Here is a 24,202-nt window from a genome sequence, read left to right as displayed (position 1 = left end):
GATGGCATGGACGAGATGGTCTACTCCTCGCCCACTTCCTGCCACTCCAGGTCCGTGCTCACTGACGCCTCCAAGGTGATGCGGTCGCCAAATAAGTGAGCATGCAGCGCAAGCATTTCCCGTGCCTTTTCTAGAGCTTTCGCCTTGCCGTCACAGGCCTCAGAGAACGTCTGGATGCTCTCCCCGGACTTTCGGCGCTCGTCCCACCGAAACACCTCCACGACGGCATACCACGTGCCCTTCCCGCTTCTGCGCCGGCGCTGTATCTCGCGCATCTCTTCGACGCGATTGGCAACCCCTTCGGATATAGCGCGCTCGGCTTTGAAGTGCCGAGCTTGCTTGCGAAGCTCAGATAGGACGCCTTTCAGCGAGTGCTCAGATAGGTCTTCTAGAGCGTTCTCGATTGTGAAGATTGCCTCATGGATGGTCTGAACCGCTCGACGAGCGTCAGAACTCACCGGCTGCGACTTTGGTCCGCCACCTTGCACACTCCCAACGCGTTCGTCTTCACCTCGCCTGGGCCAAATGGCGCGGGCTATCAGCTCGATCTGATCGACGGTCGGGGTCCAGCGATGGCGCTCTTGCCATTGTCGACGCTCGATAACAGGGCTGATATCCACGATAGGGCCATCCCTGTTTGGATTATCCAGATGAGAGAAGAGGTACCTAAGGGCGTCCGGGTCGCTCTCGTAGACGCCATTGCCGTCAAAGCTCCACCAGGAGCCCCGAACGTCTAGGAGCCGCAGGGGCTGGCGGCCGTCCATCTCGATCACACATTCGGCGAAGCGAACGCGCTTGCCCGCGAATTCAGGAACGGTGCGTTCGCCAAATACGCAATCGTCCAACAGTGCCTTGGGAAACAGCTTGATTTCTAGATCATCGGGGAACGCAAAAAACCGCAAAGACGTGGACATGCGTGGTCCTTCCAGCGCCCCGAGGAAGTGTCGCCACCCAACTCAAGCATGTGCGCTGATACGGTTCAAGCGACGCGAACGCTTGGCGTCAGTCTGGCTTTGCCAAACGCACCCCTGGGCCGCCGTCCGCCGCTTGGCCCTCTGCTAGAAAGGCTATCCCGGCGGCTTCGAGGGTGCGCATCACGGCAGCGACATTGTTCGCCAAGCCAGCCGCCGGGCCTTCGCTCGCTTCCATGCGCTTTAATGTGGGCACCGAGATGTTGGCCCGAGTGGCGACATCGGCCTGCGAAAGGCCAACGAGCGCGCGCGCCGCTGCAATCTGCCGTCCCGTGAGGGTTGAATGATCCATAGGGATTAATTTTATCCATAAGAGTTGACTAAGGGTTCGTTTCGATCCATAAGTATCACATTGATGCTTTGGATCAAAGTCGGACCGACAGTCATGCTCAACAAGTCCCACATCATGCGCCGCGCCTGGTCGCTCTTCCGGCAGAGCATGGCGCCCTACAATCGGCCGGCCTTCGCCTCCTGCCTCCGGCAGGCATGGAACGAGGCCCGGAACGCCCCGGTGACGCCATGGGACGTGCTCCAGCGCTTCTTGACCGTCTCGCGCGGCGCACACCGCGCGGTGGTGATCCGTCAGGCTGAACTGGCCCTGGCCTCGGCCCGTGCGTGCATGGCCCGCTACAGCCGCGCCGGGGCGCCCGCCAACTGGAGCGCCGCCAAGCACCGCAGCGCCGACCTGACGCGCGTCGCGAGCCTGGAGGCAATCGTTTCCGCCGAGAAGGCCGCGGCCGGCTTGGCAGCCCGCTACACCGCACAGCGCGACGGCACCGGCTTCGTCCTGAAGCGCAATGGCGTCGAGTTCGGCCGGCTCACCGGCCCGGCCAGCGCCCTCTCCTTCACCGCCACTGACGACGCCCTCGCCGAGCGCGTCCGCTCCACCTTCATCCCGTGGGGCGGCGTGCCGGCGATCCTCGCCAAGGTCCGCGCCGCGGACGAGGCCCTTCGCCTGTCCCGGATCGCCTGATCCCCGGCGGCGACCTCCGGGCCGCCGCTTCCTCTCACCACCTGGAGACTGACCATGCCGAAGCCCATCGCGGCGGCAAACGCCGCCCCCTTGCCTGCCACCACCCGCCGCGCCGTGCTCAAGGCAGCCGGCGCCCTGAGCGCCGTCGCCGCGCTCGCGGTCCCCGTCGCCATCCTCCCCAAGGCCGAGGCCGCGACGGTCGATCCGGTCTTGGCGGCAATCGAGGCGTTCTGCGCCAAGCGCGACGCCCTCGACGCGGCCTTGGCCGACCAGGCGAACCAGGAGAAGGTTTGCCGCGAGCGCGGCGAGCACCTTTCCACGAGCACGGCGCCGGATGCGCTCGCCATCCAAGCGCGCGTGGATGCCGCCCACGAAGCCGATATGGACGCGTGGTGGGGCCTCATCAACACGGCGCCGACCACGCGAGAGGGCCTGTGCGCCTTCCTCGATATGCTGACGGCTCCGGACGGCTACGGCGGCGGATCTGCCCCCACAAGCGAGGAGGTGGAAGCAATCTGCGCTTCCGTGCGCTCCTTCGCGATGGGGAACGCCCATGCGTGACCGCGCCGCCCTCCATGCCGGCGCAACGGGGGCGGCTTCGGCCGCTCCCACCGCCGCCACCTTCTGCGCCGCCGTCGCGCGGTGGAGAGCGGCGCAGCGTGCCGTGCGCGCCGCCGAACGCTCCGACATCGTGAACGACTGGCGCGCTTTTGCGCTCCTGTGCGACACGGCCGAGGCGTCTCTATTCCAGGCGTTGAACGCGCCTGCCACCGCAGGCGATGCGCCCGCCGTTCTGGCGTTCGGGGCGGCGCTCCGGCGCTTCACGCGCTCCCGGCTCCAACTTCCGTTCGATGATTTCCGGGTGCAAGCGCCGGATGGCGCCTTTCATCTCGCGGCCGAGATGCTCGACGCCCTCGCACGCGCATGCGCGCGGGCGCAGAAAGGGGGCATCCATGCCTAAGCGGCACAGCGCGACGGGGGCCGCAGAAACGCCGCGCCCCACCCTGGACGCCCTTGAGGGCTCCATCTGCGCCATCGCGAACATGGCGGCCCTTGTGAGGGACGACACAGAGGGCGCCATGGCGGGGCCGGGCGGCACCGCAACGGTATCGGAAGCTACGCTTTGGGGCCTGCTTCAGGTGCTCGACCGCGCGCACGAGCTGAAGGAGGAGCTTTACCGCCTTCTTAGAGAAGGAAATGTGCCCCGCGCGTGAGACGGCGCTTCCCGCCTCTCCATAGTCACGAGAGAGTGAGCCGGGCGGTGCGCCTGGGGGGCACGGTCCGCCCGGCTCCCCATCTACCCAGTCAGGGCGAGAGGGTCGACGCTGGCCAACATAGCGTAATTTGGACGTTTGCAGGAGGGATCGCGCGCAAATACATTGACCTGGATCAAGTGGCCCCTATTTATTCCGGATGCGTTGCGGAGCGCAGGAGGGTGAAAATTGGATCATGCATGCTCTGGACCTTCGCAACGCTCACGGGGACGTGCCTTGTGCTCATGTTGTGGGTCTCGCACAAGCCGTGACCGAAGAGCGCGTGCCTCTCTCCTGGGAATGCGGGGCTTTTTGTTTCACGGCCCATCCTTCCGCTCTCCTCGCGCCACAGCCTGGAGCCCATGGAATGTAATGGCGGCCACCCAGCTCCGACAAAGGTCAAGCTCCGCGGTAGCTCAAGTGCGTCGTCGTCGACACGAGGGTTCCGTCCCTCCACCTTCCGTGCTGTACTGCGCAAGAACGACGGCCGTTGCCGCGGATAGGATGTTCATTGCCAGAAAATAGGACTACTCTTCCATCGAGCAACCTGATGCCTGGAAGTGCCCATTTTCTTTTTTACGGCAGTCTTGTTGCTGCTGTACTTGTGGCAATCCTGGCAGGGATTACCATCTGGCAAAGCTATTCCAGCACCTGGGAAAGCGCCCAACGTACATCCGACAACCTGCTCCGCAGCGTGACCGGCTATGTAGACCGGCACATACGGCTCTTTACCTTCGGCCTCGATATGGTGGGCAACGCAGAGAGCGACCCGGAAATCGCCGCCCTCTCAGACGAAGCGAAAGTGGGGGTCCTTCAGACCATTGCCGGAAGCACCGACTATATCGGCAACGTGGTCGAGATCGATACGTCAGGCCAGGTGGTGCGAAGCGCCCGCCCTATTCCACCTGAATTTAGGAATCTCGCCGACCGGGAGTACTTCATATCCCATCGCGAAAACCCGGACATGGGCCTCCACGTCAGCCGGCCGTACCAAAGCCTGATGCGAAAGAACGAGTGGGCCATCGCGTTCAGCCGACGCCTGACTCATCCGGATGGCAGTTTCGCCGGGGTTGTCGCCATCTCGGTCCGGCTCGCATATATCCAGGCGTTCTTTTCCGAGCTCGATATGGGTCCCAACGGCGCGCTGCTTCTCCTAAGCACGAGCGGCCGGATTCTCGCACGCCAGCCGCCGCGGCAAGGTCCCGGTGACGTGGGCTCCGATTTATCCGGAACCAGCGTATTCAAGCGTATGGAAAAGCTGGGCTCCGGCTCGTTCGTCGCACGTGCGGCCGTCGACGGCATCGAGCGCTACTACACGTTTGCACGCATCCCCCAGCAACCTCTGATCGTCAATGTTGCCTTGGCCCGCCGCGATATCCTGGCGCCTTGGTGGCGCAGGTCCGAGCTCGTCGCCATCATCACTCTCATCACCTGCAGCCTAATCATCTTCCTGGCCACGGTGCTGCGACGTGAATTGCGACGCCGGGCCCAGGTGGAGGCTGACCTTGCATTCCTCTCCATCACCGACGGACTTACGGGGCTCGCCAATCGGCGCCGGTTCGACGATGCAATCAGCAGGGAATGGCGGCGGACGAAGCGCACCGGCACGGCGCTGGCGCTCCTGATGATCGATGTCGATCGCTTCAAGCTCCTCAACGACCGCTATGGCCACGCCCGTGGCGATGAGGCCCTCAAAGCTATTGCGCGACTGATCGAAGGCTGCATCCGCCGCCCCGGCGACACGGCAGCGCGCTACGGCGGCGAGGAGTTCGCGGTGATACTGCCCGACACGGACGCCAATGGCGCCGTTTCAATCGCAGAGTCGATCCGCGCGAAGATCGAGCGGGGAGTTCCCGACGTGCCGCCATTCACCGTCAGCATAGGCGTCAAGTCCGTTCGACCTACTCCGGAGTCGAGCCTGCAGGAATTTCAGCACGAGGCGGACAAGGCGCTCTATCAGGCGAAGGCCGAGGGCCGCAATCGAGTTGTGCTCGCTGGTTAGCATCGCCGACGATAACCTGCATATCCGCCACCTCCACTCTGCTGTGGAGGGCCAAGCCGTTCGTCCCAGGCCCCATCTTTCCGCTCGCCGCGCAGGACACTCTGAAGCCCGGCGTCGGCGCTGGCACGGCGAATGGCCGATTGCCAGGCGGCCGATTTCTACCGAAGCTTGTGGGGCGCATCATGGGGGTGTGGGTGCCGCGCGGCAACTAGTCCGATCCAAGCGGGAATTTCACCACGCTTACCCCCTTCCACGCCGCCGTCCTATGATTGCAGACGATGGAGGGGCACATGGAAAGAGAATGGCTTTTCGCGGCGGCGCTGGAGGACGCGAGAGAGCGGCATAAAGCCGTGTACGAGCTGATACGGTTTACCGACCAGCAAGCGATGGCGTTGCTGAACTTGTACTGCACGCTCGGCGTAGCGTCGGCTTCAGGCGCTGCGGCAAGCCTTGGGCGGGATGCGATCATCCCATTACCTGTAGGCAGCGCTTTAGGTGTCGCTGCGCTCTTCTTCATCCTCGGGGCAGGATGCTGCTTTCGCGTCCTGGCGTCGGCAACGATCAATCTTCCGGGCAGGGAAGCCGGATTCTGGACCTGGGCCAACTCCTATCCCACCCTCGGTTTGAGTGAAATCCTTGCTGCTTATCTCGACGGTGTGGCTGATCGGGAGGCGATGAACAATGGGGTCAATGCGACGGGCGCAAAATGGCTCGGGCGCGCTCGCCTCTTTGGCCTAATCGCCCCCTTTACGTCGCTGTGTATCGCCATCGGGACTTGGTACGCTGCCTAGTCGCGCCTCTCCGGCGCTGGAGTGGGACGCGGCAGCGGCCACTGGCTCTTTTGATGGTCGGTCGGAGGCGGTGGGGGCGGCGGCGGCGGGGATGGTGCCTTGGGTTCGCTATCCTGCGCCATTGTCACGCTCCCCAATCTCGTTTCGCCAAAGATGATGAACGCGACGCTTCAGTCTGTCGAGATGCTTCCCTGGTTCCGGCAAATGTCAAATCCGGCCACCGGTACAGTTTGATGGTATTTTTGCGGGTATTTGCCAGTTTTAAATTTTTCTATTTAATTGATTTATAACGATAATTTAGACTCAATATCCGTCCGGCCGGGCCTACCACATCGCGATCCGCCGGGGTTCGCCCCGGTTCGCGGAAGCCCAGCGACCTCTAAACTTAGCAGTGGTTTGTGGGACGCGATCCGGCGCCGACGTTCACCGACGTTCGTTGGCACCCGCAAATCTGGTGGTCGTTCGGGGATCGCAGAGATGCCCCCTTTGAGATGCCAGCTATTGGTCATTTAGGGTGCCGGCTCAAAGAATGGAAGGCGAGAGAAGGGCTCGACGATGAACGCTCCGCAGGTTCTCAGCCGCTTCCGGGTCTCGGGCCTCGACTGCGCCGCCTGCGCCGCCAAGATCGAGGGCGCGGCCAAGCGGGTGGACGGCATCACCGAGATCTCCGTCTCGGTGGCGGCCGCCACGCTCGCGGTGCGCCATGTTGAGGGGCTCGATCTGTCGGCCCTGGCCGACCGCCTCTCGCCCATGGGCTACACCCTCGCGCCGCTGCCGGCGGCGGCCGGGCCCGACGCGGCGCCCGGCGCCGCGCCCGCATGCTCCGGCGCAGGGGCGCACGGCCACGATCACGATCGCGATCACGCCGCCGCGCCCGGCCCCGGCGAGGCCGCGCCGGCCGATCGCCGCTGGTGGGCCGCGCCCAAGACGCGCCTGACCCTGGCGAGCGGCGCCGCTTTGGTGGCGGCGTTCGGCGCCGCCTGGGTGGTGCCGCAGGCGCGGGCCGAGATCTTCGTCGTCGCCATGCTGGTGGGCCTCGTGCCGATCGCCCGCCGCGCCTTCGCGGCGGCGCGCAACGGCATGCCCTTCACCATCGAGATGCTGATGACCATCGCCGCCGTGGGCGCGGTGGTGATCGGCGCCGCCGAGGAGGCGGCGGCGGTGGTGTTCCTGTTCCTGGTGGGCGAATTGCTGGAGGGCGTCGCCGCCGGCCGCGCCCGCGCCGGCATCCGCGCGCTGGCGGCGCTGGTGCCCAAGACCGCTTTGCTGGAGCGCGCCGGCGCCGCCGTGGAGGTGCCGGCCGAGCGCCTGCCCATCGGCGCCGTGATCCTGGTGCGCCCGGGCGAGCGCATCGCCGCCGACGGCGTGGTGCTCGCCGGCGCGAGCGGCGTCGACGAGAGCCCGGTCACGGGCGAGAGCGCGCCGGTGGCCAAGGGGCCGGACGCCCCGGTGTTCGCCGGCACGGTGAACGGCGAGGCGGCGCTGCGCATCCGCGTCACGGCGGCGGCGCAGGACAACACCATCGCCCGCGTGGTGCGCCTCGTGGAGGAGGCGCAGGAGGCGCGCGCCCCCACCGAGCGCTTCATCGACCGCTTCGCGCGCCATTACACCCCCGCCGTGGTGGCGGTGGCGGCGCTGGTGGCGGTGGTGCCGCCGCTCGCCGTCGGCGCCGGCTGGGACGAATGGATCTACAAGGGGCTCGCCATCCTGCTCATCGGCTGCCCCTGCGCGCTGGTCATCTCCACCCCCGCCGCCATCGCCGCGGGCCTTGCCGCCGGCGCCCGGCGCGGGCTGCTGATGAAGGGCGGGGCGGTGCTGGAGACGGCGCGCCAGGTGAGCGTGGTGTGCTTCGACAAGACCGGCACGCTGACCGCGGGCAAGCCGCAGGTGACCGACATCGTCGCCGTCAGCCGCCCGGAAGCCGAAATCCTGGCGCTCGCCGCGGCGCTGGAGGCGGGGTCGAGCCATCCGCTCGCGTCCGCCATCCTCGCCCGCGCGGCGGCGGACGGCATCGCCCCCGCCCCCGCCGAGGCCGCCAGGGCCCTAAGCGGCAAGGGCGTCTCGGGGCTGGTGGACGGGCGCGAGGTGCTGCTCCTGTCGCCCCGCGCCGCCGCCGCGCTGGCGCCCTTGGGCGCGGAGCCGGAGGCGCGCATCGCCGCCCTCGCCGCCGCCGGCAAGACCTGCGCGGTGGTGGTGGCGGACGGCAGGCTCGCGGGCCTCATCGCCCTGCGCGACGAGCCGCGTGCGGACGCCAAGGCCGGCATCGCCGCCTTGACGCGCAAGGGCATCCGCACCCTCATGCTCACCGGCGACAACCGCGCCACCGGCGACGCCATCGGCGCGGCGCTCGGCATCGACGTGCGCGCCGAGCTGATGCCGCAGGACAAGCTCGCCATCGTCGGCGCGCTGAAGCGCGCGGGCGCGGTGGTGGCCAATGTGGGCGACGGCATCAACGATGCCCCCGCGCTCGCCGCCGCCGACATCGGCATCGCCATGGGCGGCGGCACCGACGTGGCGCTGGAGACCGCCGACGCCGCGGTGCTGCACGGCCGGGTGACGGACGTCGCCGCGATGATCGACCTCTCCCGCCGCACCATGGGCAACATCCACCAGAACATTGCCATCGCTTTGGGGCTGAAGGCGGTGTTCCTGGTGACCACCCTCGCCGGCATCACCGGCCTTTGGCCGGCCATCCTCGCCGACACCGGGGCGACGGTCCTGGTCACGCTCAACGCGCTGCGGCTGTTGTCGGCGCGGCCCGGCTGACGCGCGCGGGCGCGTGCAAACCGGCAAGGGAACGCGGCGCGGATCTGGACAAGCGGGCGGTAAGGGCATATACCCGCATCCATGACATCGCCCTGCTACTGCGCCCGGCTGAGGATGGCGACGCGCAAGGTTTCCGCCTTCTACGACGCGGGCCTCGCGCCTTCGGGGATCAACGTCGCCCAGTATGGGCTGCTGCGCCGGATCGCCCACGCCAAGGCCATGAGCCTGACCGAGCTCGGCGCCGCCTCCGGCCTCGACCGCTCCACCGTCGGCCGCAACGTGCGGGTGCTGGAGCGGATGAAGCTGGTGGCCTTCACCCGCGGCAAGGACCAGCGGGAGGCGGTGGTCGCCCTGACCGCGGCGGGCACGGCGGTGCTCGCCGCGGCAACGCCGCTCTGGGAGGCGTGCCAGAAACAGATGGAGGAACGCCTCGGGCCCGAGAAGCTGGAGGTGATGCGCCAGATCCTCGATGCCTTCTGACGCGCCGTTTCGCGGCCTGACGCGGGTATATGCCCGCCTCGCCCCGTCCCGCCTCGTCCATCCGGGAAGGCCTCAGCCGCTTGCCTCGCCTGGGCGTTTCCCTTCACCACGGACCAGGAGACCGACATGACGTCCCTCGACATCGTCCTCACCCAGCCGGTGCGCACCGCCATCGGCGCCTACAACGGATCCCTGAAGGGCACCCCCGCCACCGAGCTCGGCGCCGTGGTGGTGCGCGAGACCCTGCGCCGCGCGGGCCTTGCCGCCGACGCGGTGGGCTCGGTGATCATGGGCAACGTGGTCCAGGCCGGCAACCGCATGAACCCGGCGCGCCAGGCGGCGATCGGCGCCGGCCTGCCGGTCGCGGTGCCGGCCATGACGGTCAACCGGGTCTGCGGCTCGGGCGCCCAGGCCATCGTCAGCGCCGCCCAGGAGATCCGCGCCGGCGACATCGCGGCGGCGGTGGCGGGCGGCATGGAGAACATGGACCGCGCGCCCTACCTCATGGACGGCGGGCGCTGGGGCTACCGCATGGGCCCGGCCACCATCCTCGACAGCATGCTCACCGACGGGCTCAACGACGCCTTCTCGGGCGCCCATTCCGGCTGGCACACGGAAGACCTCGTGACGCAGATGCAGATCAGCCGCGTCGACCAGGACGCCTTCGCCGCCCGCTCGCAGCAGCGTTTTTCCGCCGCCCGGGCGGCGGGCCGGTTCGCGGCCGAGATCGTGCCGGTGCAGGTGAAGGGCAAGAAGGGTCCCGAGAGCTTCGCCGAAGACGAGGCGCCGCGTGCCGACACCACGGCGGAGATTCTCGCCAAGCTCAAGCCGGCCTTCCGCCCGGAGGGCACCATCACCGCCGGCAACGCGCCGGGGCTCAACAGCGGCGCGGCGGCCATGATCGTCTCCAGCCGCGACTTCGCCGAGGCGAAGGGGCTTACCGCGCTCGGCCGGCTCGCCGGCTACGGCGTCGCGGCGGTGGAGCCGGGGCTGTTCGGCCTCGGCCCGGTGCCTGCGGTCAAGGCGGCGCTCGCGCGCGCCGGCTGGACCCTGGCCGACCTCGAGCGCATCGAGATCAACGAGGCGTTCGCGGCGGTGCCGCTGGCGGTGGCGCGCAGCCTCGGTCTGCCGGAGGAGATCGTCAACGTGGAGGGCGGGGCGGTGGCCCACGGCCATCCCATCGGCGCCACCGGGGCGGTGCTGGTGACGCGGCTCCTGCATTCCATGCGGCGCGACGGGGTGCGCAGGGGAATGGTCACCCTGTGCATCGGCGGCGGCCAGGGCATTGCCCTCGCCCTCGAGGCCGCCTGAACCCGAGCCGAGAAGGCAGGCCCGCCATGACCGACATCGCCGCTCCCCCGCCCGCCGCCGCGCCGGGAGCGATCGCGGCCCGCACCCGGCGCCTGGTGGAGGCGCCCATTCTGCCGCTGCTGCTCTCCATGGCTTGGCCCAACATGCTGATCATGGTGGCGCAGGCCGCCACCGGGCTGATCGAGACCTGGTGGATCTCGCGCCTCGGCACCGACGCGCTCGCCGGCATGGCGCTGGTCTTCCCGCCGGTGATGCTGATGACCATGATCTCCGCCGGCGCCATGGGCGGCGGCATCTCCTCCGCCGTGGCCCGGGCGCTGGGCGCGGGCCGGCGCGAGGAGGCGGACGGGCTGGTGCTCCACGCGGTGGTGCTCAACCTCGCGCTCGGCGCCGCCTTCTCGTTCGTGTTCCTGATGTTCGGGCGGTCCATCTATGGCGCGATGGGGGCCTCCGGCGGCGCGCTGGAGGCGGCGCTCGCCTATTCCGACACCGTGTTTGCGGGCATCGTCTTCGTTTGGCTGATGAACGCGCTTGCGAGCGTGATCCGCGGCACGGGCGACATGCTCTATCCCGCGCTGGTCATCTGCATGGGCGTGGTGTTCCTCATTCCGGCCTCGCCGCTGCTGATCTTCGGGTTCGGCCCGGTGCCCGGGCTCGGCATCGCCGGAGGCGGGGTGGCGCTCACGTTGTTCTACGCAGCGGGAACCATCGTCATGGCATGGCGCGTCGCCTCGGGGCGCAACCCCGCGCGCTTTCGCTGGGTGCGGCTGCGCTGGGCGCCCATGAAGGGCATCCTCAGGGTGGGCGCGGTCTCCGCCATCGCCTCGATCCAGACCAACCTCACCATCGCCGGCGCCACCGCTTTGGTCGCGGCGGCGGCCGGGGTCGAGGCGGTGGCGGGGTTCGGCACCGGCGCCCGGCTCGAATACCTGCTGATCCCGCTGATCTTCGGCATCGGCGCGCCGCTGGTGGCGCTGGTGGGCACCAATATCGGCGCCGGGCGCGGCGACCGGGCGCTCGCCATCGCGCTTCTGGGCGGCGGGCTCGCCTTCATCGTCACCGAGGCGATCGGCATCGCCGCGGCGCTCTGGCCGGCAGCGTGGCTGTCCTTGTTCAGCGACGACCCCGCCATGATCGCCGCCGGCAGCCAGTATCTGCGGATCGTCGGGCCGGCCTACGGCTTCTTCGGCCTCGGCATGTCGCTCTATTTCGCCTCCCAGGGGGCGGGCCGACTGTTCTGGCCGCTGGCGAGCGGCTCCCTGCGCGTGGCGTTGGCGCTGGGCGGGGGATGGCTCGCGCTCGCGCTCACCGGCTCGCTCGCGGCGCTGTTCGCGGCCCTCGCCGCGGCGCTCGTCGCCTATGGTTTGTCCATCCTCGCCGCGGTGAAGTCCGGCGCCTGGTTCCGGTAGGGCGGGATCCGCCCCTGCCGGTACGCCCGGGGGCGCCTCGGCGGGGGCGCGCGTCCGCGTCCGTTCGATACGTTGCAGGTCGGATCGCGGGCGCGGGCGGATCAGGTCTGACGGCCGTCGAGCCGGCCGAACAGATAGCCGATGGCGGCGACGAGGATCAGCAGCACCGCCAGCACGAACTCGGTGGAGACCGGCAGGCCGGCGCCGGTCGTGCCGGCCATGCCGCCGAACAGGAAGCCCGCCACGGCGAAGGCGGCAAGCAGCGCGCCGATGCCGAACAGGTTCCAACGCCCCGGTGCGGGCGCAGCCGCAGCCTCAGCCGCACGCGCAGGGGCGGCAGATGCGGGGCGCGGCGCGGCCGCCGGAGCGGCGGGCGCGCCTTCCCCCCCATTCCGGGGCGCCGGGGCCGCGGGCGCGAGCGCCTCGGGCGGCGCTGCCGGCGCCGCGGCGGCCTCCTGGCGGGCCAGCACCTCCTGCCCGAAGCGCTTGAAGAAGGCGCCGGACATCTGCTTGGCCGTGGCGTCGATGAGGCGCGCGCCGAGCTGGGCCAGCTTGCCGCCCACCTGCGCCTCCACCTGGTAGCGCAGGATGGTCTCGGCGCCGTCCTCCTCGAGGCTCACCTTGGCGTCGCCCTTGGCGAAGCCGGCGACGCCGCCCTGGCCCTCGCCCGAGATGCGGTAGCTCTTCGGCGGGTCGAGGTCGAGCAGCGTCACCGCGCCCTGGAAGCGGGCGCTCACCGGCCCCACCTTCAGCACCACGGTGGCGGTCATCTCGGTGTCCGAGAGCTTGTTCAGCTCCTGGCAGCCCGGGATGCAGGCCTTGAGCACCTCGGGGTCGTTCAGCGCCCGCCACACCGCCTCGCGCGGGGCCGGAATGCGCTGCTCGCCGGTCATGTCCATGGATCGTCTCCCCTCGCCGGAGCCGCCGGGCTCAGCCGGCGAACTCCACCACCAGGCGCACCACCGAGCCGTCGTGCAGCCGGTCGAACCCGGCATTGATCTCGTCGAGCCGGATGGCGCCGCTCATCAATTTGTCCACCGGCAGGCGGCCGGTCTTGTAGAGGTCCACATAGCGCGGCAGGTCGCGCACCGGCACGCAGGTGCCGATATAGCTGCCCTTCACCGTGCGCTCCTCCGCCACCAGGCTGACGATGTTCACCGGCAGCGTCGCGTCCGGCGGCGGCAGGCCGGCGGTCACCGTGGTGCCGCCGCGCTTGGTCATCTTGTAGGCGTTCTCCAGCGCCCGCGCCGAGCCGGCGAACTCGAAGGCGAAGTCCGCGCCGGCGCCGCCGGCCAGCGCCCGCACCTGCTCCACCGCGTCGGGCGCCCGCGCGTCCACCGTCGCGGTGGCGCCGAGCGATTTGGCAAGCGCCAGCTTCTCGGGCGAGAGGTCCACCGCCACCACCTTGGTGGCGCCGGCGGCGATGGCGCCGAGCACGGCCGCAAGGCCGACGCCGCCGAGGCCGATCACCGCGACGCTCTCGCCGGGCTGCACCCGGGCGGTGTTGATGACCGCGCCGACCCCGGTGAGCACCGCGCAGCCGAACAGCGCGGCGATCGGCAGGGGGATATCCTTGTCTATCTGAACCAATGAGCGGCGCGAGACCACCGCATGGTCGGCGAAGGCGGAGCAGCCGAGATGATGGTGCACCTCCGAATGATCGTGTCCGCACACATGCAGGCGGATGGCGCCGGTGAGCAGCCGGCCCTTGCCGTTCGCCACCGCGCCGGGCTCGCACAGCGCCGGACGGCCCTCGGCGCAGGGCAGGCAGTGGCCGCAGCTGGGCATGAACACCATCACCACGTGGTCGCCGGGAACGAGGTCGTTGACGCCCTCGCCCACCTCGACCACCGTGCCGGCGGCCTCGTGGCCGATGGCCATGGGCATGGGCCGCGGGCGCGAGCCGTTGATGACGGAGAGGTCCGAATGGCACAGCCCGGCCGCGCCGATCTTCACCAGCACCTCGCCGGGACCGGGCCGGTCGAGCTCCAATTCCTCGATCGCGAGCGGCCGGCTTTCGGCGTAGGGATGCTCCGCGCCCATCTGGCGCAGGACGGCGGCTTTGATCTTCATAGCGGCGAATTCCTCCGTGGATTCCGCATCCGGACCCGTTCCGCGGAACGGCGCGGCGGCTTGACACCCTCTAACATAGTTCAATAATGCAAGTAACTCGGGAATGAAAGCGCAGATGCCGGAACTCGAAGCATGAAGCCCGCCCGGTTCGACTATGTCCGCGCCGAGGCGGTCGCCCACGCGGCGGCGATCCTGGCGGATGCGGGGGGCGACGGCAAGGTGCTGGCCGGCGGCCAGAGCCTGATGCCGATGGTGAATTTCCGCCTGGTGAAGCCGTCGGTGCTGGTGGACATCAACCACGTCGCAGGGCTCGACAAGATCACGCTCGCGGACGGCCGCCTCTCCCTGGGCGCGCTGGTGCGCCACCGCATGACCGCGGAGAATGCACTGGTTGAGACGCACATTCCCGTGCTGCGCCACGCCATGAAGCACGTCGCGCATCTGACGGTGCGCAACCGCGGCACCTTCTGCGGCAGCGTCTGCCACGCCGACCCCGCCGCCGAGATGCCGATGATGACCCTGCTGCTCGACGGCCTCATCCACACCGCCTCGACCCGCGCAAACCGTGTGATTGCGGCCCGTGACTTCTTCGTCGGCTCCCTCGTCACCGCCTTGGCGCCGGACGAGCTGGTCACCGCCGTCACCCTCGACACGCTGCCGGAAGGCGCCGGCTGGGGCTTCGCGGAATTCGCGCGGCGCCACGGCGACTACGCGCTCGCCAGCGTCGCGGTGGTCCTGGAGCGGCACGGCGGCGTCGCCCGCAACGTGCGCGTCGCCACCATGGGGGTGGGCGAGCTGCCCGCGCGCATGGACACCGTCGCGGCGGCCCTCGAAGGCACCGCCATGGACGATCGGGTCCTCGACGGCGCCGTGGACCTGCTGCGGGCGGCGGTGTCGCCCAATTCCGACCTCAACGCCTCGGCCGACTACCGCCGGCACCTGGTGGGCACGCTGGCGCGCCGCGCGCTCGCCGACGCCTGGGCCCGCGCCAGGGAGGCAGCCCAGTGACCGCGCGCCCGGAGATCACGATCACCGTCAACGGCATCGCCCACACCCGCGCCGTCGACCCGCGCCTGCTGCTGTCCGACTTCCTGCGCCACGAGCTGGGCCTCACAGGCACCCATGTGGGCTGCGAGCACGGCGTCTGCGGCGCCTGCACCATCTTGCTCGACGGGCGCAGCGCCCGCTCCTGCCTGCTCTTGGCGGTCCAGCTCGACGGCGCCGCCATCGAGACCGTGGAGAGCCTCGGCACCCTGGAGCGGCTCGGCCGCGTCCAGGAAGCGTTCCGCAGCCACCATGCCCTCCAGTGCGGCTTTTGCACCCCCGGCTTCCTGATGACCATCACCGACATGCTGCGCCACCACCCGCTGGAGAGCGACGCGGAGATCCGCGAGGCGCTCTCGGGCAACATCTGCCGCTGCACCGGCTACGAGCACATCGTGAACGCGGTGCGCGAGCTGGCGCGCGAGCGGGGGCCGCTGAAGTGACGGTGCCCCCCAAGAGCGCCGACGCCGCGGTGGAGCTGCGCCCCAAGCTGGTGGGCCAGCGCATCAAGCGCACCGAGGACCCGCGCCTGCTCACCGGCTCGGGGCGCTATGTGGACGACATCGCGCTGCCCGGCATGCTGCACGTCGCCGTGCGCCGCTCCGACCAGCCGCACGCGCGCATCCTCTCCATCGACGTGGGCGAGGCGTTTTCAATCCCCGGCGTCCTCGCCATCTTCGACGCGCGCGACATCGAGGCGGACATCCTCCCCGCCATCCCCACCTCGCGCATGGACGGCTATTACGCGACGCCGATCCGCCCCCTGGCGCAGGACAAGGTGCGCTACGCCGGCGAGCCGGTGGTGGCGGTGGTGGCGGAGAGCCGCTACGCCGCCGAGGACGCGCTGGAGCAGATCACCATCGCCTACGAGCCTTTGCCCTTCGCCATCAGGCAGGTGGATGCGGTGGAGCCCGGCGCGCCGCTCCTGCACGCGGAGGCGGGCAGCAACGTCATCATCGCCCGCCAGTTCCAGCGCGGCGACGTGGACGCCGCCATCGCCGCGGCGCCGCTGGTGGTGCGCGGGCGCTTCCGCATGACGCGCAAGACCGCGGTGCCCATGGAGAACCGCTCCTATCTCGCCGACTGGGACAAGAGGCGGCGCGCGCTCACGCTGCACACCTCCTCCAACATCCCCGGCATCGTGCGCGACGTGCTGGCCGACTGCCTCGATCTGCCCGGCAACCGGCTGCGGGTGGTGGCGCCGGACGTGGGCGGCAGCTTCGGCGGCAAGGGCTCGCTGAACCACGAGGAGATGCTGGTCTGCGTGCTGGCGAAGAAGCTGGAGCGGGCGGTGAAGTTCACCGCCGACCGCATGGAGGACCTCACCGCCATGAGCCAGGCGTTCGATGAACTCATCGACGCCGAGCTGGCGGTGGACGCCGAAGGCCGGCTCCTCGGGCTCCGGGCCGACGTGATCGGCGACATCGGCGCCTATTCCATCTATCCCTGGACCGGGGCGCTGGAGCCGGTGCAGGTGGTGAGCTTCCTGCCCGGTCCCTACCGCATGGAGCATTATCGCGGCCGGGTGCGCGGCGTGCTCACGCCGAAGCCGCCCACCGGCCCCTATCGCGGCGTCGGCCGGCCCTCCTCCACCTTCGCCATGGAGCGGCTCATCGACATGGCCGCGCGCCGGCTCGGCCTGGACCCGGTGGAGATCCGCCGGCGCAACCTCGTGACGGCCGAGGAATTTCCCTACCGCACCGGCTCCGGCATCATCTGGGACAAGTCCGCGTTCCAGGAGTGCCTGGACGGGGCGTGCGCCGATTATCCGGCGCTGGTGCAGGCGCGCGATGCCGCCCGCGCGGAAGGGCGCCTCGTGGGCATCGGCCTTGCGAGCTACGCGGAGCTGACCGGCATCGGCTCGCGCATCGCGGTGGCGCCCGGCATGCCCATCAATACCGGCACGGAGACCGCCGCGATCCGCATCGACGCCACCGGCGCGGTCACCGCCGCCTTCGGCATCTCCTCCCACGGCCAGGGGCTGGAGACCACGCTCGCCCAGATCGTCGCCGACGAGCTCGGCTGCCGGTTCGAGGACGTGGAGATCCAGCACGGCGACAGCGATCTCGTTCCCATGGGCACCGGCACCTATGCCAGCCGCTCGGCGGTGCTGGGGGGCGGCGCCGCCACCAAGAGCGCCCGTGTGGTGAAGACCAAGGTGCTCAAGGCCGCCGCCCATCTCATGGACGTGCCCATGGAGGACCTGGAGGCCGAGAACGGCCTCATCCGCGCCCGCTCCTCCAACGCGGTCCTGACCTTCAAGGAGGTGGCGCGGGCGGTCTATTCGCAGATGGGCCGCATCCCCTACGACCAACGCGAGGACCTGGTGGCCGAGGAGACCTACGATCCCTATCTCGGCACCGCCAGCGCCTCCACCCACCTCGCCATGGTGGAAGTGGACCGCGACACATTCGGCGTCACCGTCACCCATTTCGTCGTGGCGGAGGACTGCGGGCGGATCATCAACCCGCTGATCGTGGAGGGCCAGGTGCACGGCGCGGTGGCGCAGGGCATCGGCGCGGCGCTGCTGGAGGAGGTGGTGCACGACGACGAGGGCCAGCTGCTCACCGCGAGTCTGGCCGACTATCTGGTGCCGGTTGCCACCAACATGCCGCCCATCGGCATCGTCCATATCGAAGCCGACCTGCCGAACAATCTCGGCGGCTTCCGCGGCATGGGCGAGGGCGGCACCATCGGCGCGCCGGCGGCCATCGCCAACGCGATCTCGGATGCTCTGTCTCCCGTCGGGATCGAGATCGACACCCTGCCCGCCACCCCGGAGCGCCTGTTCCGCCTGGTGGAGGCTGCAAAGGCGCGGATGGCGCGGGACAAGCCGGCCGAGTAACGGCGCAAATCTGGAGAACCGTCATGCTCCGGCTTGACCGGAGCATCCAATCATTGGCGCCGGGGCCTGGAGGCGCGCCCCATGGGCCCTCCGGTCAAGCCGGAGGGCGACGGGTGGAGAGCCAGGGCGACAACGCGAGAGAGGGCGGGAGCGCCGACGGGGCACACTCACTGCGGCCCCACCATCTCCTTCAGGCGGAAGCGGATGATCTTGCCCGAGCCGGTGCGCGGGATCTCGCTCACCTGGTGCACCACGTGCGGCACCTTGTAGGACGACAGGCGCTGGCGGCAGTGCGCCAGCAGCGCCTCGACGTCGAAGGCCGCGCTGCGCGGCACCACATAGAGCGCCGGCACCTCGCCGAGCTGGGGGTGGGCGATACCCGCCACCGCGCAGTCGAGCACCTCGGCGAAGGTCAGCACCGCCTCCTCGATCTCCGCCGGGGCGATGTTCTGCCCGCCGCGGATGATCAGCTCCTTGAGGCGCCCGGTGATGGTGACGTAGCCGTTGCGGTCGGCCTTCGCCAGGTCGCCGGTGTGATACCAGCCGTTGCGCAGGGCCTTCTCCGTCTCCTCGGGCTTGTTGTGGTAGCCGAGCATCACGTTCGGCCCGCGCACGATCAGCTCGCCCTCCTGGCCGGCGTCGAGGTCCTTCAGGGTCGACGGATCGACGATGCGCAGCGCCACGCCCGGCAGCGGCAGGCCACAGGAGCCCATGACCCGCGCGCCGTCGGCCGCGTTCATGGTCACCATGGTGGAGGTCTCGGTGATGCCGTAGCCGTCGAGCAGCGGCACCTTGAAGGCGGCCTCGAAGGTCGAGTTCAGCGTCGCCGGCATGATGGCGCCGGCCGACATGCACACCCGAAGGCCGGGAAGGCTCGCGCGGCCTTCGGCGATCCCGGCCTCCATCAGATAATGGAACATGGTGGGCACGCCGGGGAGCACGGTGAAGGCGCCGGTGTCGAGCAGCCTCAAGGTCTCGCGGGTGGAATACTTCTCGAGGATGTACTCGCTCGCGCCGGTGGCGAGGATCGAGAGCACCGAGAGGTTGAGCGCGTAGGAGTGGAACAGCGGCAGCGGCGAGAGGACGTAGTCGTTCTCGTCGAGCCCCATCACCGAGGCCCAGGCGGAGGCGGTGACCCACAGCATGGAGCGGCAGGTGAGCAGCACGCCCTTGGCGCGGCCCGTGGTGCCGGAGGTGTAGATGATGAAGGCGGCCGCATCGATGTCGGACGGGTCGCGCGGCGGCGCCGGCGGCGCGCTGGCCGCGAGCGCCTCGAAGCTGCGCGGGTCGCCCGCCGGCGCGTCCACGAGAACGAGGCCGCAAACGCTCGGCGCCTCGGCCTTCATGCCCTCGATCAGCTCCGCCTTCGCCGCGGTGGTGATGACGAGCCGGCAGGCGGCGTCGGCGAGCCGGTAGGATACCTCGCCCGGAGCCGCCTCCGCGCTGATGGGCACGGCGACGCCGCCGGCGCGCACGATGGCGAGGAGCGCTTCCACCCAGGCGACGGAATTGGCGAGGTAGATGGCGACGCGCTCGCCCTCTGCGAGCCCCAGGGCCGCCAGATGGCCGGCAAGGTTGGCGGTGCGCCGGTGGAGGTCGCCATAGGTGACCGCGCCGGCGGCATCCCTGAACGCCACCTTGCCGCCGCGCGCCGAAGCGTGGCGCCGCAGAAGCTCCGGAATGGGTGCGATGAGTTCCGCCTTGAGCATGAAACCTCCCCGAATTCTGGCGCGGACTCTAGAGCCGGATCCGTCCGCAGGAAAGCGCCACGGGCGATCCATGATGGGCAGTGAACACGTCTGTCTTCAACAACTTAGAGGGCGACCTGCTGCCCGGGCGAAAGCTGGGACGCCGTCGCCCGGGCGGATCGCGCGCACCCGCGCGCGGCCTTCAGAGCATCGAGAAACCACCCGAGATGCTGATCACCTGGCCGGTGATCCACGAGCCCTTGGGCGAGGCGAGCAGCGCCACCGTCGGTGCGATGTCCTCCGGCTGGCCGAGCCGGCGCAGCGGATAGAATTTGGTCAGCTTGTCGCGGTTCGCCTCCACCCACGAGCGGTCGTGCGCGGTCTCGATCAGGCCGAGCGAGACCGTGTTGGCGGTGACCCCGGAGCGGCCCATCTCGCGCGCCAGCGACTTCATGAGCGCGATCACGCCGGCGCGCGCCGCGGCGACGATGGAGAGCCCGGATTCGCCGACCCGCGAACTGTCGCCCACCACGGCGATGAGGCGTCCGTCGCCGCCCTTCTCCAGATGCGGCGCGGCGGCGTGGGCGAGGTGGATGGCGCCGTACAGGCAGGTGTCGATCTGCGCCTTCCATTCCTTCTCGGTGGTGTCGGTGAACTTCTGGCGGATGGCGAGGCCGGCATTGTTGACGACGATGTTGAGCCCGCCGAGCTCGGCGACGATGGCGTCCACCATGGCCTTCACCGCGGCGAAGTCCGCCACGTCCGCCTTATAGGCCTTGGCCTCGCCGCCCTTGGCGCGGATCTCGTCCACCACCGCCTGCGCCTCCTCGGCGGACTTGCGGTAGTTGACCGCAACAGTGGCGCCCTCGGCCGCCAGCGCCAGGCAGATCTCGCGGCCGACATCGCGGCCGCCGCCGGTGACCAGCGCCACTTTGCCCTTCAGGTTCAGGTCCATCGTTGTCTTGCCTCGTTCTCGATTGGTGGGCCGGCCGCGGCGTGGCCGGATGTCATTGGTAGGCGTCCGCGCCCTTGCGCAGGCTCTGCCACTGGGCGTCGTCATGGCCGCATAAAACGGTGGCCCCCGCGGCCGCGATCTTCTTGATTTCGCCGATGGTCTTCACGTGGGCGTCGACGTTCCAGGTGTTCTTCGGCACCACGTCGCGGTCGAGCGCCGAGCGCAGGCTGACCGCGTCGGAGGCGAGCAGGAAGGCGCCGTCGCGCTCCAGCGTCACCAGCGCGCCGGTGAGGCCCGGCGTGTGGCCGGGCAGCGGCACGAGGGTGATGCGGCCGTCGCCGAACAGGTCCTTCTCGCCCGCGATCAGCTCCATGGGGTTGGGCTGGTCCCAGTCCACCGGCAGATAGCCGGACGCCACCGCGTTTTCGGCCTTGGCCGCCGCGAGCTCCAGCGCGCTCACCACGACGGTGGCCTTGCGGAACAGGCCGTTGCAGCCGCAATGGTCGGGGTGGAAGTGGGAGCACACCACCACGTCGATGTCGTCCGGCGAAAGGCCGACACACCGGAGCTGGGAGACCGCATTGTCGTCCGGCCCCATGATCGGCGTCATGGCGCGCGCCACGCCGCCCCAGCGCGCCTCGGCGTCGCTCGCCACCGAGGGGTGGCAGCCGGTGTCGAACATCACGTTGCCCTGCGGGTGGCGCAGCAGGAAGCAGGACACCGGCAGCTCGATCATCTCGCTGCGGTCGGCCGTCGGCTCGTAGACGTGCTTCTTCATGCGCAGCCGGCCGCCGGACAGGACATGCATCTTCATGGCGCTCTCCCTGCGCTGGCCACGCTCAGCGCCCCTCGAAGCGCGGCGGGCGCTTCTCGGCGAAGGCCTTGCGGCCCTCCTGATAGTCGTAGCTGCTGGAGGCTTCGTCGATCAGGCGCTGCGCCGCGGCGACGTCGAGCGCGCCCTCGCCCATGGCGAGGCCGTCGAGGATGTATTTCGCCCCCGACACCGAGAGCGGCGCGTTCTGCGCGATCGCGCCCGCGAATGCGCGCGCCGCCGCGAGAGGATCGTCCGCCACCTCCTGCGCGAAGCCGATCGCGAGCGCGCGCGCGGCATCGATCCGGTCCGCCGTGTAGAGGATGCGCTTGGCCTCGGTGAGGCCCACGAGCGCCAGCAGGCGCTGGGTGCTGCGCACGCCATAGATGATGGAGAGCCGGGCCGCCGGAATGCCGAACACCGTCGAGGGCGCGGCGAAGCGGAAGTCGCACGACATGGCCATGTGGCACCCGCCGCCCAGGCAATAGCCCTCCGCCACCGCGATGGTGGGCTTGCCGGCGCCCTGGATGGCGTCGGACGAGGCGTCCACCGCCTCCTCATAGGCCACCGACTGCTCGACCGTGTGGCGCACCGTGCCGAACTCGGAGATGTCGGCGCCCACCGAGAAGTTGCCGCCCGCCCCGGTCAGGATGATCGCCCGCACGCCGGGATCGGCCCCGAGCTCGCCGAAGATGCGCGCCACGCCTTGCCACATGGCAAGCGTCATGGGGTTGCGCAGCTGCGGCCGGTTGAGCGTGACGGTGGCAACGCGATCGGCGATCGCGACTTCGATGTCCGACAAGGGGACCTCCTAGGGTGCGGCGTCGCCGGACGCGCCGGCGAGAGGAGAAGGCACCGCCCGGGGCTGCTCTGGCAAGGGCGCGGGCCGGCAGGCCGCCCGCTCCCGCGCGACGCGGACGAGGCGCGCCGGGCGCGCGGCGGAAAAACACAGGTATCGGCGCCGCGCCTTGGCCCCGAATACGCTGACGATTCCGTTGCCGACCGAAGACATTTCGCTCATGTCAAGACCATGTCCGCAAGGTTCATGGAAAAAGACCTGCGGAATCGCGCTCTCCACCTGCAGGCCCGCGCCGCCCGGCCGGCGGCCAGGCGCGGCGCCGGCGCGATGGCGGGGGGCGGGCCGGCCCAGCGCGACACGGCCGCTCACGGCAGCACTCGCGCAGCGGCACACCGGGCAGCGCCCGGCCCGTGACCTGGAAGGCTCGATGCCGGCTTCCGCACGTCCGCTTCCTCTCCTCGGGGCGGGTTCCAAGCCACCCGCCGCCACGCTCAATTCATGGCTTGCATTAATAGACTAAAAATGCTGTTGTCAATGCCGCCACCAGGGATGCGGGCGGAATTCGACGCATTTCCAAGGGGTTTCGCGCCGTTCCGCGGCTCTGCCGTGGAGGCTATTCCAGCTAGTTGCGGGATTTAAGTCCATCTACGAAAGCAATATGGCGGCGCGCCGCCCGCCGGGAGCCCCGTTCCCGGCGCCGGAACCCTGCGCGCAACGGATGGACAGACCGGAGGAAGTGATGCCAAGGCCCGTCAAGACCGCCCCCTTCAACACCGCCCTCGTCAAAGCGGTCCTCACCTGCGCCGCGCTCGCGGTGCCGTTCGGCGCCCAGGCGCAGGCGCCGGCCGGCGGGATCTCCAAGGACGTGGTCAAGATCGGCGTCCTGACCGACATGTCCGGCCAGTTCTCCCACGAGGCCGGCGAGGGCGCGGTGACCGCGGTGAAGATGGCGGTCGAGGATTTCGGCGGCAAGGTGCTCGGCAAGCCGGTCGAGGTGATCGTCGCCGATCACCAAAACAAGACCGAGGTGGCGGTCGCCAAGGCCAAGGAATGGTTCGACGTCGACAATGTCGACATGATCGCCAACCTGATCAATTCCGCGGTGGCCATCGGCGTCGCCAACGTCGCCAAGGAAAAGAACGGCATCGCCATCGTCAACGGCTCCGGCTCCTCCCGCCTCACCAACGACGCCTGCACGCCCAATTCTATCCACTATGCCTACGACACTTATGCGCTGGCCGTGGGCACCGGCAACGCCCTCATCAAGGAGGGCAAGAAGCGCTGGTTCTTCCTCACGGCGGACTATGCCTTCGGCCATGCGCTCGAGGCCGACACGGCGGCGGTGGTGAAGGCGGGTGGCGGCCAGGTGGTCGGCTCGGTGCGCTATCCCATCAACACGCTCGACCACGGCTCCTTCATGCTGCAGGCCCAGAGCTCGGGCGCCGAGGCCATCGCCGTCGCCGGCTCGGGCACCGTGTTCATCAATGCGGTGAAGGCGGCCCACGACTTCGGCCTCACCACGTCCGGCAAGCAGACGCTGGCGGGCCTCCTGGTCTGGATCACCGACGTCCACTCCATGGGCCTCGAGACCGCGCAGGGCCTGGCGCTCACCAATGCCTTCTACTGGGATCGCGACGCGGAGACCCGGGCCTTCTCGAAGAAGTTCGAGGCGAAGATGGGCCGCAAGCCCCACATGGGCGATGCCGGCGACTATTCCTCCACCATGCACTATCTGAAGGCCGTCCAGGCCGCCGGCACCGACGAGGCCCAGGCGGTGATGGCCAAGATGCGCGAGATCAAGGTCAACGACTTCTTCGCCAAGAACGGCGTGATCCGCAAGGACGGCCGCTTCGTCCACGACATGTATGTCTACCAGGTCAAGAAGCCGTCGGAATCAAAGTATCCGTGGGACTATTACAAGCTGGTCCAGGTGATCCCCGGCGACGAGGCGTTCCGGCCCCTGTCGGACAGCAAGTGCCCGCTGGTCAAGAGCTGACGCGGCGGCCCGGAAGCCAAGGCCCGAAGCGATCG

General features: G+C 69.3%; 22 protein-coding genes. 14 read left to right on the top strand and 8 right to left on the bottom strand.

Going from position 1 to position 24,202, the window contains the following annotated elements:
- Positions 1 to 20: 20 nt before the first annotated feature.
- Positions 21 to 914 (bottom strand): hypothetical protein, encoded by an 894-nt coding sequence (locus tag ABLE88_RS09510; protein ID WP_348831296.1) that lies wholly within the window; start codon positions 912 to 914, stop codon positions 21 to 23.
- Between the two features lie 88 nt (positions 915 to 1,002).
- Positions 1,003 to 1,263, bottom strand: a complete 261-nt coding sequence (locus tag ABLE88_RS09505) for a helix-turn-helix domain-containing protein (RefSeq protein ID WP_348831295.1) — start codon at positions 1,261 to 1,263, stop codon at positions 1,003 to 1,005.
- A gap of 93 nt (positions 1,264 to 1,356) precedes the next feature.
- Here ABLE88_RS09505 and ABLE88_RS09500 point away from each other — a divergent pair, with 93 nt between their 5' ends.
- From ABLE88_RS09500 to ABLE88_RS09455, 10 genes are all read left to right on the top strand, one after another.
- Positions 1,357 to 1,944 carry a hypothetical protein gene (locus tag ABLE88_RS09500; RefSeq protein ID WP_348831294.1) on the top strand — a complete coding sequence of 196 codons (588 nt, stop codon included), beginning with the start codon at positions 1,357 to 1,359 and terminating at the stop codon, positions 1,942 to 1,944.
- Between the two features lie 54 nt (positions 1,945 to 1,998).
- Positions 1,999 to 2,505 carry a hypothetical protein gene (locus tag ABLE88_RS09495; protein ID WP_348831293.1) on the top strand — a complete coding sequence of 169 codons (507 nt, stop codon included), beginning with the start codon at positions 1,999 to 2,001 and terminating at the stop codon, positions 2,503 to 2,505.
- Entirely contained in the window at positions 2,498 to 2,905 is a 408-nt protein-coding gene (locus tag ABLE88_RS09490) for a hypothetical protein (RefSeq protein WP_348831292.1), read from the top strand. The genes ABLE88_RS09495 and ABLE88_RS09490 overlap by 8 nt, the downstream gene beginning before the upstream one ends.
- On the top strand, positions 2,898 to 3,158 hold the full coding sequence (locus tag ABLE88_RS09485; RefSeq protein WP_348831291.1) for a hypothetical protein: 261 nt from the start codon (positions 2,898 to 2,900) through the stop codon (positions 3,156 to 3,158). Before ABLE88_RS09490 ends, ABLE88_RS09485 begins: the two co-directional genes overlap by 8 nt.
- 589 nt (positions 3,159 to 3,747) lie before the next feature.
- Complete coding sequence (locus tag ABLE88_RS09480) at positions 3,748 to 5,199, top strand: sensor domain-containing diguanylate cyclase (RefSeq protein WP_348831290.1); 1,452 nt, start codon at positions 3,748 to 3,750, stop codon at positions 5,197 to 5,199.
- Between the two features lie 290 nt (positions 5,200 to 5,489).
- Positions 5,490 to 5,990: a hypothetical protein gene (locus tag ABLE88_RS09475; protein WP_348831289.1), complete on the top strand. Its 501-nt coding sequence runs from the start codon at positions 5,490 to 5,492 to the stop codon at positions 5,988 to 5,990.
- A gap of 555 nt (positions 5,991 to 6,545) precedes the next feature.
- Positions 6,546 to 8,756 (top strand): heavy metal translocating P-type ATPase, encoded by a 2,211-nt coding sequence (locus tag ABLE88_RS09470; RefSeq protein WP_348831288.1) that lies wholly within the window; start codon positions 6,546 to 6,548, stop codon positions 8,754 to 8,756.
- A gap of 114 nt (positions 8,757 to 8,870) precedes the next feature.
- Entirely contained in the window at positions 8,871 to 9,236 is a 366-nt protein-coding gene (locus tag ABLE88_RS09465; protein ID WP_348831287.1) for a MarR family winged helix-turn-helix transcriptional regulator, read from the top strand.
- 126 nt (positions 9,237 to 9,362) lie between these two features.
- A complete protein-coding gene (locus ABLE88_RS09460) occupies positions 9,363 to 10,547 on the top strand; it encodes an acetyl-CoA C-acyltransferase (RefSeq protein ID WP_348831285.1) in 1,185 nt (394 codons plus the stop codon).
- 26 nt (positions 10,548 to 10,573) lie between these two features.
- Positions 10,574 to 11,956 (top strand): MATE family efflux transporter, encoded by a 1,383-nt coding sequence (locus ABLE88_RS09455; RefSeq protein ID WP_348831284.1) that lies wholly within the window; start codon positions 10,574 to 10,576, stop codon positions 11,954 to 11,956.
- A 101-nt stretch (positions 11,957 to 12,057) separates the two neighbouring features.
- Here ABLE88_RS09455 and ABLE88_RS09450 read toward each other — a convergent pair whose 3' ends face one another.
- Positions 12,058 to 12,855: an SRPBCC family protein gene (locus tag ABLE88_RS09450; protein ID WP_348831283.1), complete on the bottom strand. Its 798-nt coding sequence runs from the start codon at positions 12,853 to 12,855 to the stop codon at positions 12,058 to 12,060.
- Positions 12,856 to 12,886: 31 nt separating this feature from the next.
- The gene (locus ABLE88_RS09445; protein ID WP_348831282.1) at positions 12,887 to 14,029 is read right to left on the bottom strand and encodes a zinc-dependent alcohol dehydrogenase family protein; all 1,143 of its coding nucleotides are present in this window, start codon (positions 14,027 to 14,029) and stop codon (positions 12,887 to 12,889) included.
- A 132-nt stretch (positions 14,030 to 14,161) separates the two neighbouring features.
- On the opposite strand from ABLE88_RS09445, the gene ABLE88_RS09440 reads away from it, so the two are divergent.
- From ABLE88_RS09440 to ABLE88_RS09430, 3 genes are read left to right on the top strand one after another with little or no spacing between them, the layout of a single operon-like run.
- Positions 14,162 to 15,037 (top strand): FAD binding domain-containing protein, encoded by an 876-nt coding sequence (locus ABLE88_RS09440; protein WP_348831280.1) that lies wholly within the window; start codon positions 14,162 to 14,164, stop codon positions 15,035 to 15,037.
- Positions 15,034 to 15,516: a (2Fe-2S)-binding protein gene (locus tag ABLE88_RS09435; RefSeq protein ID WP_348831279.1), complete on the top strand. Its 483-nt coding sequence runs from the start codon at positions 15,034 to 15,036 to the stop codon at positions 15,514 to 15,516. The genes ABLE88_RS09440 and ABLE88_RS09435 overlap by 4 nt, the downstream gene beginning before the upstream one ends.
- The gene (locus ABLE88_RS09430; RefSeq protein WP_348831278.1) at positions 15,513 to 17,918 is read left to right on the top strand and encodes a xanthine dehydrogenase family protein molybdopterin-binding subunit; all 2,406 of its coding nucleotides are present in this window, start codon (positions 15,513 to 15,515) and stop codon (positions 17,916 to 17,918) included. The genes ABLE88_RS09435 and ABLE88_RS09430 overlap by 4 nt, the downstream gene beginning before the upstream one ends.
- 167 nt (positions 17,919 to 18,085) lie before the next feature.
- Here the strand turns inward: ABLE88_RS09430 and ABLE88_RS09425 are convergent, their stop codons facing one another.
- From ABLE88_RS09425 to ABLE88_RS09410, 4 genes are all read right to left on the bottom strand, one after another.
- Positions 18,086 to 19,627, bottom strand: coding sequence for a class I adenylate-forming enzyme family protein (locus ABLE88_RS09425; protein WP_348831277.1), 1,542 nt, complete (start codon positions 19,625 to 19,627; stop codon positions 18,086 to 18,088).
- 181 nt (positions 19,628 to 19,808) lie between these two features.
- On the bottom strand, positions 19,809 to 20,561 hold the full coding sequence (locus ABLE88_RS09420; protein ID WP_348831276.1) for an SDR family NAD(P)-dependent oxidoreductase: 753 nt from the start codon (positions 20,559 to 20,561) through the stop codon (positions 19,809 to 19,811).
- A gap of 52 nt (positions 20,562 to 20,613) precedes the next feature.
- Positions 20,614 to 21,375 (bottom strand): N-acyl homoserine lactonase family protein, encoded by a 762-nt coding sequence (locus tag ABLE88_RS09415; RefSeq protein ID WP_348831275.1) that lies wholly within the window; start codon positions 21,373 to 21,375, stop codon positions 20,614 to 20,616.
- A 25-nt stretch (positions 21,376 to 21,400) separates the two neighbouring features.
- The gene (locus tag ABLE88_RS09410) at positions 21,401 to 22,174 is read right to left on the bottom strand and encodes an enoyl-CoA hydratase-related protein (protein ID WP_348831274.1); all 774 of its coding nucleotides are present in this window, start codon (positions 22,172 to 22,174) and stop codon (positions 21,401 to 21,403) included.
- Positions 22,175 to 22,910: 736 nt separating this feature from the next.
- Between ABLE88_RS09410 and ABLE88_RS09405 the strand changes: the two genes are divergently transcribed.
- The gene (locus ABLE88_RS09405; protein WP_348831273.1) at positions 22,911 to 24,167 is read left to right on the top strand and encodes an ABC transporter substrate-binding protein; all 1,257 of its coding nucleotides are present in this window, start codon (positions 22,911 to 22,913) and stop codon (positions 24,165 to 24,167) included.
- Positions 24,168 to 24,202 lie beyond the last annotated feature (35 nt).

Source organism: Xanthobacter luteus, assembly GCF_040049235.1.
Taxonomy (GTDB): domain Bacteria; phylum Pseudomonadota; class Alphaproteobacteria; order Rhizobiales; family Xanthobacteraceae; genus Xanthobacter.
This window is presented reverse-complemented; position numbering and strand designations above follow the sequence as displayed.